Origin of the sequence: Micromonospora sp. DT231 (assembly GCF_049847025.1) — a bacterium.
In the GTDB taxonomy this organism is placed as follows: domain Bacteria; phylum Actinomycetota; class Actinomycetes; order Mycobacteriales; family Micromonosporaceae; genus Micromonospora.
Genome location: NZ_JBNCNO010000009.1, coordinates 290,756 through 304,108, shown reverse-complemented (window position 1 = coordinate 304,108; position 13,353 = coordinate 290,756). Strand labels below are relative to the sequence as shown.

The 13,353-nt window shown below is 70.3% G+C and carries 11 protein-coding genes and 1 riboswitch; of the genes, 6 read left to right on the top strand and 5 right to left on the bottom strand.

Annotation, left to right across the window (positions count from 1 at the left end; translation table 11 throughout):
• Positions 1 to 395: 395 nt before the first annotated feature.
• Positions 396 to 2,069, bottom strand: coding sequence for a phenylacetic acid degradation protein PaaN (gene paaN / locus ACPXBU_RS23600; RefSeq protein ID WP_393369715.1), 1,674 nt, complete (start codon positions 2,067 to 2,069; stop codon positions 396 to 398).
• A gap of 126 nt (positions 2,070 to 2,195) precedes the next feature.
• On the opposite strand from paaN, the gene ACPXBU_RS23595 reads away from it, so the two are divergent.
• Positions 2,196 to 4,388: a hypothetical protein gene (locus ACPXBU_RS23595; protein ID WP_425759694.1), complete on the top strand. Its 2,193-nt coding sequence runs from the start codon at positions 2,196 to 2,198 to the stop codon at positions 4,386 to 4,388.
• Between the two features lie 8 nt (positions 4,389 to 4,396).
• Here ACPXBU_RS23595 and ACPXBU_RS23590 read toward each other — a convergent pair whose 3' ends face one another.
• The 3 genes from ACPXBU_RS23590 to ACPXBU_RS23580 form a co-directional block, all read right to left on the bottom strand.
• On the bottom strand, positions 4,397 to 5,416 hold the full coding sequence (locus ACPXBU_RS23590) for a GNAT family N-acetyltransferase (RefSeq protein ID WP_393369709.1): 1,020 nt from the start codon (positions 5,414 to 5,416) through the stop codon (positions 4,397 to 4,399).
• A gap of 322 nt (positions 5,417 to 5,738) precedes the next feature.
• The gene (gene thrC / locus ACPXBU_RS23585; RefSeq protein WP_425759693.1) at positions 5,739 to 7,025 is read right to left on the bottom strand and encodes a threonine synthase; all 1,287 of its coding nucleotides are present in this window, start codon (positions 7,023 to 7,025) and stop codon (positions 5,739 to 5,741) included.
• A 10-nt stretch (positions 7,026 to 7,035) separates the two neighbouring features.
• Positions 7,036 to 7,171, bottom strand: a riboswitch (SAM riboswitch).
• A 173-nt stretch (positions 7,172 to 7,344) separates the two neighbouring features.
• A complete protein-coding gene (locus tag ACPXBU_RS23580; protein ID WP_393369704.1) occupies positions 7,345 to 8,313 on the bottom strand; it encodes a DMT family transporter in 969 nt (322 codons plus the stop codon).
• Between the two features lie 91 nt (positions 8,314 to 8,404).
• Here ACPXBU_RS23580 and ACPXBU_RS23575 point away from each other — a divergent pair, with 91 nt between their 5' ends.
• The 3 genes from ACPXBU_RS23575 to ACPXBU_RS23565 all read left to right on the top strand — a co-directional run bounded on the left by ACPXBU_RS23575 (position 8,405) and on the right by ACPXBU_RS23565 (position 9,645).
• A complete protein-coding gene (locus ACPXBU_RS23575) occupies positions 8,405 to 8,710 on the top strand; it encodes an ArsR/SmtB family transcription factor (RefSeq protein WP_393369701.1) in 306 nt (101 codons plus the stop codon).
• A 142-nt stretch (positions 8,711 to 8,852) separates the two neighbouring features.
• Positions 8,853 to 9,044: a type II toxin-antitoxin system HicA family toxin gene (locus ACPXBU_RS23570; protein WP_357370574.1), complete on the top strand. Its 192-nt coding sequence runs from the start codon at positions 8,853 to 8,855 to the stop codon at positions 9,042 to 9,044.
• Positions 9,037 to 9,645, top strand: coding sequence for a hypothetical protein (locus tag ACPXBU_RS23565; protein WP_425759691.1), 609 nt, complete (start codon positions 9,037 to 9,039; stop codon positions 9,643 to 9,645). The genes ACPXBU_RS23570 and ACPXBU_RS23565 overlap by 8 nt, the downstream gene beginning before the upstream one ends.
• Before the next feature lie 116 nt (positions 9,646 to 9,761).
• On the opposite strand, the gene ACPXBU_RS23560 is transcribed toward ACPXBU_RS23565, so the two are convergent.
• Positions 9,762 to 10,223: a DoxX family protein gene (locus ACPXBU_RS23560; RefSeq protein ID WP_425759690.1), complete on the bottom strand. Its 462-nt coding sequence runs from the start codon at positions 10,221 to 10,223 to the stop codon at positions 9,762 to 9,764.
• A gap of 548 nt (positions 10,224 to 10,771) precedes the next feature.
• On the opposite strand from ACPXBU_RS23560, the gene ACPXBU_RS23555 reads away from it, so the two are divergent.
• Complete coding sequence (locus ACPXBU_RS23555; protein ID WP_425759689.1) at positions 10,772 to 12,328, top strand: plasmid pRiA4b ORF-3 family protein; 1,557 nt, start codon at positions 10,772 to 10,774, stop codon at positions 12,326 to 12,328.
• A gap of 322 nt (positions 12,329 to 12,650) precedes the next feature.
• Positions 12,651 to 13,349 (top strand): DUF4232 domain-containing protein, encoded by a 699-nt coding sequence (locus ACPXBU_RS23550; protein WP_425759687.1) that lies wholly within the window; start codon positions 12,651 to 12,653, stop codon positions 13,347 to 13,349.
• Positions 13,350 to 13,353 lie beyond the last annotated feature (4 nt).

Genomic DNA, 13,353 nt, shown 5'->3' with positions numbered 1-13,353 from the left:
CATGACCCTGGGCTGGGCCACCCCAGGTGAGAAGATGACCCAGCTCCTCGGTGTTGCAACCACCGGTTGAGCCCGCCACACAAGGGGCATATCCCCTATATCGACAACTGAAACTGCAAGATCGGCGCGGACTTCTCGCGAGACACCCTCACCTGAATGTAGCCGCTGGGAGGCCACTACTCGTGAATCGAGCGCGATCATGACCAAGGGCAGTGCCCCGGGCCAGACACGCCGCCGCCCACCGCGCCCACCGAGGGTTTCCGGGGCAGCCCGACCCGCGCAGGGATCAAGCCTGACCGCCCGGAGCGGGTCGGGCTGCCCCGGAAACCCCAACCGCGACGGACGGGAAACACCACCCCCGCGAGGGACCGGAGCACCCCGACCGCAACCAAAGATCAGGCGTGCCGCCGCGACTGCACGATGCGGAAGCGATTCGCCACGTACGCCCCGTCGGTGAGCGCGGCGTTGGCCGCCGCGTTGGCGCCACTGCCGTGGAAGTCGGAGAACGCTGCCGACTGGTTCACGAAGACCCCGCCGGTGAGGTTGCAGGACAGATGCACACCGACCTCGACCGCGACCGCCTCGGTGGCGTCCAACACCGCATCGTCGGTCGAGTAGACCCCGGCGGTGAGCGCGCCCTTCTCGCCGACGGTGCGGCGCAGCAACTCCAGACTGTGGGCGGTGGAGTCGGTCGCGATGGCGAACGAGATCGGGCCGAACCACTCCCGGCCGTACGTCTCGGTGTCGTCCGCGGTCAGCTTCACGATCGTCGGGGTACGCACCACCGCGTCGGCGTACGACGGGTGCGCCACGGCCCGCGACTCCAGCACCGGCTCGCCGACCTTTGTCACCTCGGCCAGCCGCTCCAGCACCCCGTCGTTGACGATGGCGCCGGTCAGCTCGACGCCTCGGGCCGGGTCGGCGGTGAGCTTGCCGACCGCGGCGGCGATCCCGCCGGCCACCTCGTCGAAGCTCTTGTGCCCCTGGTCGGTCTCGATGCCCCCGGTGGGGATGAGGATGTTCTGCGAGGTGGTGCACATCTGACCGCTGTACAGGGTCAGCGTGAACCCGAGGTTGCGACACATCCCGGCGAAGTCGTCGGTGGAGTCGATGACGACGGTGTTCAGGCCGGCCTTCTCGGTGTAGACCGACGCCTGCCGGGCGTGCGTCTCCAGCCAGTCGCCGTACTCGGTGGAACCGGTGAAGTCGACGATCTTCACAGCGCGGTGCAGGGCCAGGTCGCTGGCGAGCTTCTCACCGGGAGCCTCGGCCGCCAGCATGATCAGGTTCGGGTCGAACCCGGCCTCGGCGAGCACCTCCCGGGCGTACTTCACGGTGATCGCCAGCGGCAGCACCGCGCGCGGGTGCGGCTTGACGAGCACCGGGTTGCCGGTGACCAACGAGGCGAACAGCCCGGGGTACGAGTTCCAGGTCGGGAAGGTGTTGCACCCGATCACCAACGCCACCCCACGCGGCACCACGTGGAACGTCTTGGTCATCCGCAGCGGGTCGCCCTTGCCGGCGGCCTTCTCCCAGCCGGCCGTGGCCGGGTGCCGGGTCATCTCGGCGTACGCGTACGCCAGCGCCTCCAGCGCCCGGTCCAGCGCGTGCGCGCCGCCGGCCTGGAAGGCCATCACGAACGCCTGCCCGCTGGTGAACTGCACCGCGTTGGCCAGCTCGAAGATGTGCTTGTGCAACCGGTCGAGAATCTCCAGGCAGACCCCCACGCGGGCCTGCGGGCCGGCGTCGCGCCAGGCCGGCAGCGCCGCGGAGGCGGCCTCGATCAACTCACCGGGGCCGGCATGCGGGTACCGCACCGCCAGCTCCACCCCGAACGGGCTCGCCTCGGTGGCGACCCGAGCGCCAGCGCCCGGCTGGTCGAGCGGAAAATCACCACCGAGGTACGCCTCGAAGGCGGCCTTGCCGTCGGCGGCGGCGGTCTCGCCGTACACCCGGGGGCTGGGAGATTCGGGATAGGCGGACCAGTAGCCCCGCTCCGTGATCGCGGTCAGCGCACGGTTGAGGGTGTCGGCGTGCCTGTCGTACAGGGGCTGCGGGGTCTCCGTCATGCCCGCCATCATGCCCGAGTCAGGTCCGCGAGCAGTAGCGCGAATGCCCGACAGCGGGGTTGCCCGGGTCGGCAGCGGGTAACCGCGGGCCTCCGGCCAGGAAAGCCGGCCAGGAGAGGGCGGCGGGTGAGGATCACCGAGATCCGGGTGCACGGGGTCGCCGACAAGGGACCGGAGGCGCTCCTCGACCGACCGATCGTCGCGCGGGTCGCGGGAGACGACAACGCCGGCTTCTACCGGCCGCGGCCCGGCTACGGTGCCCCCACGGACAGCACCGGGGTGACGCTTGAGGCGTACCGCTGGAGTCGGCTGACCGGCGGTACCGCCACCCGTACGTTCTCCCTGGTCCTGCTCCTGCCGTTCATGCTCAGCAACATCGCGGTCTGGATGCTGCCGGTCACCGGCCGCGGCGGCCACGTCGCGCGGGCGCTGTGCCGGCTGCTGGCCGCGACGATGACCTCGATGTACGTGCTCTCCACCGTCGGGGTGTCCCTCGACCTGATCGCGTGGCAGTGCGCGGCCTACCCCAGGTGCCTGGAGGGGCGGCGGGAGGTTTCCTGGCTGGGTGACGTGCCGCCAGGTCAGCGGCTCGCACTGCTGACCGTGCCGCCGATCATCGCGATCGTCCTGATCTGGCGACTCGGCGCCCGGACCTGGCAGCTTCCCGAGGACAGCGACCACGCGCCCGGGGTGGGCGCCGACCGGCTCGACGCGCCCGCCTTCTGGGACACCCGCGCGCTGCTGCGCCGACTGCGCTCGGTTCATGTCGCGGTGGCGCTGGGCACTCTCGACCTCACTCTGCTGCTGGCTCTGGCGCCGCACGACGCCACCCTGCCCGGCTGGCTGCTGCTGGCCGCGGACGTGGCGCTGCTCGGCGGCGCGTTGGTACTGCTCTGTCGGCCGGCGATTGAGCGGCGCGGAGAGCAGGACCAGCGGAGTACGCCGACGATCCGCTGGTTGGCCGTTGCGCTCACCGCACTGACCATGGGGTACGCGTCGCTGCCACGGCCGCCGTGGGAGGCCGAAGGGATGTTGCCGGGGTACGGGACGCTGGTCGCCGGGCTGTTCGCCGGGCAGGTGGTGCTGCTCGCGGTGCTCGGCCTGGTGGTCGCGGTGCAGCGCCGTTCCCTTCCCCGGCCTCTCTTCCTGCTGGCCGGGCTGGGCGCGCCGGTGCTGATCACCGTCGCGATCGGGTTGGCCGTCGCCTACGACTCGGGCCTGACCTACGGGCTCGCCGAGTATCTGGACCGTGGTTCCAGCCCGACGCCGGCACGGCCTCTGCCGCCTGGTGCGCCACCGTTGTCGCCACCGATCGCCTACCGCTGGGTGACCCTCGGCTTCACCCTCGCAACGCTCCTGGTGCTCATGACGGCCCTGCTCATACCCCGGGTCGGCCGGAATCGTCGCCGCCGGGAGGCCGAAAACGTGGTCCGGCGGGACTACCCGGAAGCCTCACGGGCTGCCCCCGAACGGGTCCGGGCCGTCCGCGACGCGATCGTGCGTGCTCGACTGACGGATCGGCTCGGGCCACTGCTGGCCGGCGCGTACGTGGTGTTGGCACTGCTCACCCTGGCGGCGGCCAGGCTCTCGGTGATCGGTCCCGGCCCGGGTGCGCTCGCACTCCGACTCGGCGGTGAGCCGCTGGCCCGTCCGGTGATCTTCGTGACCGACCTGGGCGCCCTGCTGATCGGACTGTTCGCCGCGGTCCTCGCGGTGATGGGACTCGTCGCCTACCGATCCGGCGCGATCCGGCTGGTCGGGGTGCTCTGGGAGCTGGCCACCTTCTGGCCGCGTACCGCGCACCCGCTCGCCCCGCCGTGCTACGTCGAGCGGGCGGTCCCGGAGCTGACCCGCCGGATCGGGCAGCTCACCGCCGACGGCAACGCGGTGGTGCTCTCCGGGCAGAGTCACGGCAGCGTGCTCGCGGCGGCGACGGTCCTCCAACTCCCCGAGCACTGCCGCCGGCGGGTGGCCCTGCTCACCTACGGCGCCCCGCTCGGAAACCGGTACCGGCGGATCTTCCCGGCGTACGTCAGCGACGAGATGTTGCGCGAGGTCGGCAACCGGTTGACCTGGCGGTGGATCAACCTGTGGCGGTATACCGACGCGGTGGGCGGACCGGTGTTCGTCCCGCTCGTCGACGGATCCGACGACCCGGCCGCCCGCGTCGACCGTCGGGTGCGGGATCCGTCGGGACTCCTCATTCCACCGACGGACACCGTGCCCCCTCCGGTGCGGGGCCACCGGTTCACGCCGGACGACGACTTCCAGGCCGCGATCCGCGAGCTGGTCGAGCGCTGGGAACGGCCGGATGGGTGAACGCCGGATCAGAGCGTGAGCTGCCAGTCGGTCCAGGCGTCCACCGGGCGGAAGCCGAGCAACTCGTTGATCGCCACCATGTAGCTGTTGCTGGTCGCGTTCCAGGTGTCGATCACGCGGACCGCCGGCTCGTGGGTGAGCAGGTGGTGCAGGTTCTCGGCCTTGGCGATGAGGCCGAGCCGGTGCCCACGGTGATCCGGGTCGACGATGGTGATCTGCTGGTACGCGTGCCAGTCGGCGGAGGCGCCCACGTCCAGCAGGGTCCAGGCGACAAGTCGACCGGTCGCCTCATGACGCATCCCGAGGTGGTAGCACCGCCGGCCCCGGGCGTCCAACGCCCGTTCGTTGCCACGGATGCGCTCGGCGTCCACCTGCTCCGGTTCCCACTGCACGTCCCCCATGGGCGCGTCCGTGAACAGCCGGCCGTCCAGGTAGGCGATGTCCGCGACGTACTCCTGCGGGGTCGCCCCCTGCCAGCAGACCGACCGGTAGCCCTCGGCCCGCGGCTGGGCCTCGGCCAGCGCCGCCCGCAGCGCGAGCCGGTCGATCTCCTCGACATCGAGCCGGCGGCGCACCTCGGCGAGGGCCCGCTGGGCGCCGGTGGCGGCGGCGAACGCGTCGCCCGCCCCGCTTCGGGCAGGCCCGCCGGGCAGCGCGGAGACGGCCATCGCGACCACCCGCTTACGGCCGCGCTCGCGGAGCAGGCGCACCCCGTACTCGTGCAACGCCCGACCGACGCCCCGCCGCCGCAACTCCGGATGCACCGTCAGCTCGGCGCCGGCGTTGTCGGGGTTGTCGAGGTACGGCAGGTCGACCTGGAGGAAACCGGCCGGCACCCCGTCGAGCCGGGCCAGCGCCCAGAGCGACTCGGTACCGGGCATCGGTGTGTGGAAGAACGCGTCGAAGCGTCGCCGGCAGAAGGGCGGCAGGTCCGGCAGATCGACGTCTTTTGCCGCCGCACCGATCAGGTACGCCTCGTCGACGGCGGTTCGGTCGGTGCCGTCGAACGACGCGATCGTGATGCTCATGCCGCTGAGCCTGCGCCTCGGGAAAGCGATCGGGCCAGCGATTAATCGCTGGCCCGATCGAACGTGGTCGGGAGGGGCACTCGCACAACGCCTCCGGCGTTGGGTCGTAAGAACTTCAAAAGTCTTCGGCGAAATGCCCTCCCGCACGGAGCATCTTGCGCCGTCCGGTTCCTGCCGTCAAGTCCGCGGGGGTGGGTTTTCCACACTCACAGCGAAATCCCAGTTACACGACTGATCCACTCGCTCCCCCTTCCGGACGACCCCCACCCCCTCCATCAAGCCAACCCAGCACGGGCCGGCCGGTGAGCGGGTCGCGGGCGGGTCAGCCTAGGAGACCTGCGTCGCGGGCGGCGCGCAGCGAGGGCTTGATGTGGTGGGTCGGTCCGACCTGTCCGGCGACCGCGTCGACGGTCTTCAGGCCCTCGCCGGTGTTGAAGACGACGGTCTCCGCGGTCGGGTCGAGCCGGCCGGATTCGACGAGCTTGCGGAGCACCGCGACGGTCACCCCGCCTGCGGTCTCGGCGAAGACGCCTGTGGTGCGGGCCAGGTCGCGGATGCCGGCGCGGATCTCGTCGTCGTCGGCGTACTCCATCCAGCCTCCGGTGCGGCGGACCGCTTCCAGGGCGTAGACGCCGGCGGCCGGGTCGCCGATGTTCAGCGACTTGGCGATGCCGGTGGGCTTGACCGGGATGATCGTGTCGGTGTCGGCGTGCAACGCGGTGGCGATCGGGTTGCAGCCGGCGGACTGGGCGCCGAAGACCTTCCAGCCGCCGGCCGGCGCCTGGACCAGGCCGATCTCCACCAACTCGGAGAACGCCTTGTCGATCTTGGTGAGCAGCTCGCCACTGGCCATCGGGATGACCACCTGCGCCGGGATGCGCCAGCCGAGTTGTTCGGCCACCTCGTAGCCGAGGGTCTTGGAGCCCTCCGCGTAGTACGGCCGGACGTTCACGTTGACGAACGCGGTGTCCTCGAACTCGTCGGTCTCCACCAGTTCGCCGCAGAGCCGGTTGACGTCGTCGTACGAGCCGTCGATGGCGACCAGTTCGCCACCGTAGACGGCGGTGGTGATGACCTTGCCCTGCTCGAGGTCACTGGGGATGAAGACCACCGAGGGCACCCCGGCGCGGGCGGCGTGCGCGGCCACCGAGTTGGCCAGGTTGCCGGTCGACGCGCAGGCGAACCTGGTGAAACCGAGCGCCTTCGCGGCGGTGAGCGCCACCGAGACGACCCGGTCCTTGAACGAGTGGGTCGGGTTGCCGCTGTCGTCCTTGACCCACAACGGCGCGGAGATGCCCAGCTCGGCGGCGAGGCGCGGGGCCGCCACCAGCGGGGTCAGCCCCGGGTCGAGGGTGACCCGGCTGGCCGGGTCCTGACCGGCGGGGAGCAGTGCGGCGTAGCGCCAGATGTTTTCCGGGCCGGCCTCGATCTGCTCGCGGGTGACGGTGGCCAGGGCGGCGGTGTCGTAGTCGACCTCCAGCGGGCCGAAACACTCGTAGCAGGCGTGCTGGGCGACGAGCGGGTAACGGGCCGAGCAGGCGCGACAGACCAGGGCGCGGGCGGGGCTGGCGGAGGTGTCGATGCCGGAGGCGGCGAGCGTCGACGTCATGTCGAGAGTCCTCTCATCTTTCCCCACATCGCACGGTGCGGCAGGGACGGAATTGGCACCTGCCCCGCGGGTCGCTCAGCGGTGAGCGCGCGGGGTGGTTGCCGGGGCGTCGTCGGGCCGTATCCCTCAGCCCCTCTGGATGAGGTATGCAGTTGTGCTGTCGAGTCTAGGCAACTATGTCCGCCGCCTCCACCGCGGATCCCACGCTGTGAGCCGAACAACTCAGCCAGTCACCGGCGGCGGCGCTTCCCGAGGTAGATCGCCACGGCGCCGAGGGCGGCAAGCAGGGCCAGCTGGGCCCGGGGCGCCGGCGGGTGGGTCAGCGGGCGCTCACCGCGACCGGATCGACCACCGCTATCCGGTCCGTGATGGCGCTCGACTGCGGCGGCGACGAAGGCCGGATCCGGGCACGGGTGGCGAGGTTCGCGGCGACCAGCGCACCGATCGTGATGGCGGCTCCGACCAGCTCGATGGGCTCCGGGCGGTAGCCGCGGACGATCTGCACCGCGAAGGTGGTGACCGGGACCAGGTTCATGAACAGCGCGGCGTTGGCGGCGCCGAGCCGCTGCACACCTGTGTTCCAGGCCAGGACCGCGATGACCGCGCCGACGACCACGGCGTACGCCAACTGCGGGGTGACCGCCGCGAGGTCGGCGGCGGCCGGCGCGTGCTGCCAGCCGACGGCGTCCGCGCCGATGCTCGCGGCCAGCATGGCCGCCGTGCCGGCGAGGGCGGTCAGGGTGGTGAAGCGCAGCGGTGACCAGTCGCCGAACCGGCTGGCACCGTGCGTGTAGATGCCCCAGCCGAGCACCGCTCCGATCATCATCAGCCCACCGAGACCGAACTGGCCGAGCCCGGCCAGGCTCCCGCGGGTGATCACCAGGCCGACTCCGAGGAGCGCCACCAGGGAGAGGGCCAACAGGAGCGGCTTCGGCCGTACGCCGTCCCGGGCCCACCGGACCAACTGGGTGATCAGCGGGGTGGTGGCCACGAAGAGAGCGATCTGCTGCGGGGCGGCGTGTTCGAGCGCCAGGTTGGTGAGCACGTTGAAGCCGGCGAAGCCGACCACGCCGAGCAGCACGATCTCGCCGGTCCGGCCGCCGTGCCGCAGCGCGCCGGCACCTTCGCGGAGCAGCAGGATCGCGACCAGAATGAGGCTCGCGAGCAGGTAACGGGCGGTGGTCAGGTTGAGGGGGTCGACCCGGGTCAGCGCACTGGCCAGGACCGGGAACATCACGCCCCAGCCGAGTACGGCGAGCAGCGGATAGGCGGCGGCACGGGATCGCATCGTCAGCTCCAATGTTCGAGTATCGTCGAACCAACGACACCGACCATAGGGGCTTGTTCGATAGTTGTCGAACAAGGGTTACACTGGTCACATGGAGCCGCACGAACCCGACCTGACCGACGTACCGGTGACCACCGTGCTGGCCGCACTCGCCGACGACGTGCGGCTGAAGATCGTGCGGGCGCTTGCCGAAGATGGCGAGGCGACCTGCGGCAGCTTCGACTTCGGCGTCTCCAAGGCGACCCGCAGCCACCACCTGAAAGTGCTGCGCGAGGCCGGCCTGACCCGCACCCGGGCCGCCGGCACCAGCCGCCTGGTCCGGCTCCGCCGCGACGAGCTGGACCGCCTCTACCCCGGCCTCCTGGACGCGGTGCTCAGCACGCACACCTCGGCCTGACGGACAAGCGGTGCGTGCGCTGGGTACAGCATCACCAAACGGTCAGTGTCGGTACGGGTGAGACACGCTCGGATGGAGAAAACTGCTGTGCATGGGGAGCCAGTGGCCATCGTTGAAGGCGAGAGCCTTGTTGAGATTGCTCATGGGCGAGCTCGGCTACCGGGTCGAACGGCAGTCCGGCTCTCACCGCCGCCTCGTTGCCAACGGCCGCCCGCCGATCACCTTTGCCTTCCACGACAAATCCACGGTCTCGCCACGCGCGGTCGGCGTCATACTGGTACAACAGGTCGGGCTCACCCCCGAGGAAGCCAGGGAGGTGCTGAAGAGTGCGTGAAAACGTCATCGATCTGATCGTGATCAGCCCGAACACGGATGACGAGGACTGGACCTTCCACAGCCCTCAGATAACGGGGCTGGTGGGCGGGCGCAGCAGCCTGCTTCAACTGCGCGCAGACCTGCCGGAAATCCTCCGCTTCGCCGATGTCCCACTGCCAGCACAGATTCGTTTCCACATGGAGGACGTGTACGACTCGGATGGCACGAGTTACATCATCCGCCAGAGTCAGGACGGGCACCGGACTGAGCGTTCTGCCACCGCACAGCGCCTACGTGCTGCTCTCACCGTGGCAGAGCAGCGGGAGCAGTTGCTTTCGTCGCCACGCACCAGGACGGGCGAGGTCCTTTTCATCGCTGCAGTGCCCTCGGACACACTGCACGACATCTCCGCTCAGCTTCATCCCTCCGGCGACGCGGCGGTGGTGGTCTGCAACGTAGCTGACGAGCTGCTCTGGTCGTTCCATCTCACCAACGCCGAGGATCTCGATGCTGCCGCCAGACCGCTGGGGGACCTCGGGCTCTCAGGCGGAACGACGATCGCGGAGGTCATGCGCCAACGCCCCGTGGGCTCGCCGGCACCGGCCTTGCTGGCCAGCTGAACGGCCAATGGTCGGCAGCGCATCGAGTCCGCAAGATTTTCAGCCCCGCAACCCGGACCGGGCGCGTCGCCGGAGCCGCCTCGTCGAGGCTCCGGCGACGCGCGGTACGGGTGCGGTCAGATGACCATCGAGCTGGGCTCTGTCGCCGGCACCGCGGGCGCGGGCGCGGGCCGAATGTCGCGGCGACGGGCGAGCAGCGCGTCGAGCGCCCAGGAACCCGGGCCGAGGGCCGCGACCAGCAGGAACGACCAGCAGAAGAGGGCCGACAGCTCACCCCCGTTGTGCAGCGGCAGCAGGTCATCCGGCTGGTGCACCACGAAGTAGGCGTACGCCATCGAGCCGGACGCGAGAAGAGCGGCGGGTCGGGTGAAGAGCCCGGCCAGCACCAGGGCGCCGCAGATCAGCTGGATCAGCGCGGCCCACCAGCCCGGCCAGGTGCCAGGGGGTATTGCCGTACCGGTCATCGGGTTGCCACCGAACAACCCGAAGACCGAGGTCAGACCGTGCAACGTGAACAGCAGGCCGACCACGGTGCGGAACAGGGACAGGGTCGGCCCGCCGAGCCGAGAAACGTTCATCACAACCTCCATCGAAGGATCCGGATCTCTTCAATGTGAGGCATGAAACTATCGAAGCTTATAAATTCCTTGCTAGTGGGAAAGTCCCCGGTCGGAATGTACCGGTGTCCACAGCCCAGCGTCGAGCGCCGGCAGCGCTGCGGGCGGGACAGTCATAGCCCCTGAGCTGCGGATACAACCAAATCCAAACCGCAACGACCGCCGTGGGCACGCTCCCATACTGTGGGTACGGCCTGCTCAACGGGCACCATTGGGCACGCGCCGGAATGCCCCGGCCTCCAGAAACCCGAGTCGATCATCACTAGACCGACCTCCTGCGGCACGCCCGCCCAAGCGCGGGGCCAAAACGGACGGCTCGTGCCCGGATCCTCACACTCCGCCCGTCGATCATGAGGTTATAGCTGCGACACGCCGAGATGAACAGCAATAACCTCATGATCGCCGGGCGGTCGAGCGGTCGGGCGGCCGGCGCGCGCTGCACCCTGGAGGACCGGCCACCCCGGGCGCGTTGTGTGAAGCCGACCCCGCAGCCGTGGAAACATGTTCGGATGAGTCCTGACAGCCGCCGTCGTAAGCGCGCCAGGTCCGCCCGCTCCGGCCAGCAGGTCGTGCGTCGCGTCCGACCCGCCGACGTGATTCAGTGTGCGTGCCCGGCGTGTTCAGATGCTGACTTCGATCCGGAGCACTTCATTGACGACCTGGTTGCCGAGGGTGCCGACCTGGTGAAGGCGGAGGATCCCGTCGAGGCCGAGTTGTTTGCCGCGACGTTCCTGTCCGCCGGTGACCTGGCCGGCGAAGGCTTCACCGAGGCGCTCAACGGGGACATGCTGCCGGCCGTCGCCGACATCGCTACGCCGGAAGCGCTCGCGGTGCTGCTCGCGATCGACGCCGTCCGGCCGAGCACCGCCGCTGCGGCTGCCGCCCGGCGTCTGGTGGACGCGGGCGTGCCAGCGCCGAGTTGGGCCAGCGAGCTGCGTCAGCCTGTGCGGGTCGGCCCAGGTCGACGATTCGCCGACCCGGTTGGCAGCGCGTCCATGCTCGTCTGCGACTTCGAGCGGGCCGGACGCTCGTACGGGTTCGTCGTCCACGTCGACCACCTCGACTGTGACGCGGCGGCCGACATCGTGTTCTTTCCCGCCGACGCCATGAACGAGGTTGTCAGCACCATCCAGCAGAACGGCAACCGTGCCGGCCTGACGGCCGCCGAGGAGTTGTTGGACCCGGCCGAGTTTCGGTGGCAGGTCGAACGGGCCCTCGACGCCCGCGCGGACCACGACCAGGAACGTGACCCCGCGGAGTTCGACGACGAATTCGCCGACGAGGACGGGCCGGGCTACCACATGCTAGCGGAGCTGCTGCGAGCCCGGATCCGCACGCTACCCGAGCCGACACGCCCACCGGCCGAGCACGACGCCGACACCCGTCAACCCACCCTCGACCTGCTGGAGATGATGACCCAGTTCGCCGGGCAGGGACCGCAGATCCAAGCCCGCCCAGGTCGACGTACCGGCGGGCGGAAGCTGCCGGCGAAACGGAAGAGGTCCGGCCCAGCCGCGCCCGTCTACCAGCTCAAGGTCGGTCTGCGGGGGGCGAAGCCGCCGATCTGGCGGCGTCTGGAACTGCCCGCCGACACCAGCCTGGCCGACCTGCACCACACCATCCAGGTGGCCTTCGGATGGCATGACTCCCACCTGCACGTCTTCGAGACCGCGTACGGCGACTTCGGGGTCGCCGACCGGGATCTGGGCTATCGCGCCGAAGCCCCGGTGACCCTGGAACAGGTCGCGTCCGGCGTCGGTGACCGGTTCACATACACGTACGACTTTGGCGACGACTGGGCACACGACATCGTCGTGGAGAAGGTGTTGCCTCGCCAGCCCATCACGTACCCACGCTGCACCGGCGGGCGGCGGGCGGCCCCGCCGGAAGACTGCGGCGGTGTCTGGGGCTATGCCGAGCTTGTCGATGTGCTGAGCGATCCCGGCCACCCCGAACACGGCGACCGGCTGGACTGGCTCGGGCTGACCTCGGCCGCCGATTTTCAGCCCGCCCGGTTCGATGCCACCGAGATCACCCAAGCCCTCAGCGAAGGGGGCAGAGGGTGACTGTTCCTGCTGGAGAGTGACCGTGGCAACTATCAACTCTGAGTTGGTAGTTCGCGCCGATGGTGGCCGGCAGGCCCCGCGTTGAGGTCAAGGTCTACAACCTGGACATGATCCGGGCCGTTGGCGACGGGGGCACGCGATGGCACAAACGATTCAGCTCCATCGGCGCACCAGGGGGCCCGCCCGCCGGCAAGGCAGCGACGCCGCCCCGAATCTGGGGCAGCTCTACAGTGCCCCAGTCAGGGGACGGCAGGCCGGCGCGAGGCAGAGCTGCGAGGGGGCCGGGCTGCGGTGGGATGCCCACATGGGCGAGGATCGGCGAATGATCATGGCAGCACGGCGACGGGCCGGCACACCAGCACGGCGACGGGCCAGCACAGCGGTCGCCGCGGCTCTCCTACTCGGCGGCTGCACCCCTGGCGACCACCGGGGCCAGGGCGGGGACCCTCCGGGCCCGCCGCCGCCCACCGCGCCGAGCCCGTCGCCGAGCACCAGCCCGCTGGCCGACTGCCCGGCCTCCGGTGTCCGGATCCGCTCGACCGGTGGGGACGCCGCGATGGGCCTACGCGCCCTCGGCCTGGAGTTGGTCAACTGCGGCGACCGCCCGTACCAGCTCAACGGGTACCCGGTGCTGCATGTGTTCGACGACAAGCACGAGCCGGTCCTGCTGCGCGTGGTCAACGGCGGCAGGGAGATCACCTCGGGCTTCGACCAACCGCCCCGGCAGATCACTCTCGCCCCCGACGAGCGGGCCACGGCCGTGGTGCTCTGGCGCAACCTGGTCACCGACTCGACGGTGGTGGCCACCAACGGCGAGTACCTGACGGTGGCGCCCGCGGCCGGGCAGCCGGGCGAAGAGGTCGATCCGGACGGGCCGATCGACCTGGGCAACACCGGCCGGATCGGCGTCAGCGCCTGGAAGAAGGCCGACCCGGCCGCGCCGGTGCCGGACCGGCCGGCCCCGCCGCCGGTGCCCAGCGCGGTGCCGTCGTCGGTGAGCCCACCCGACGGCCGGCTGTGAGCCC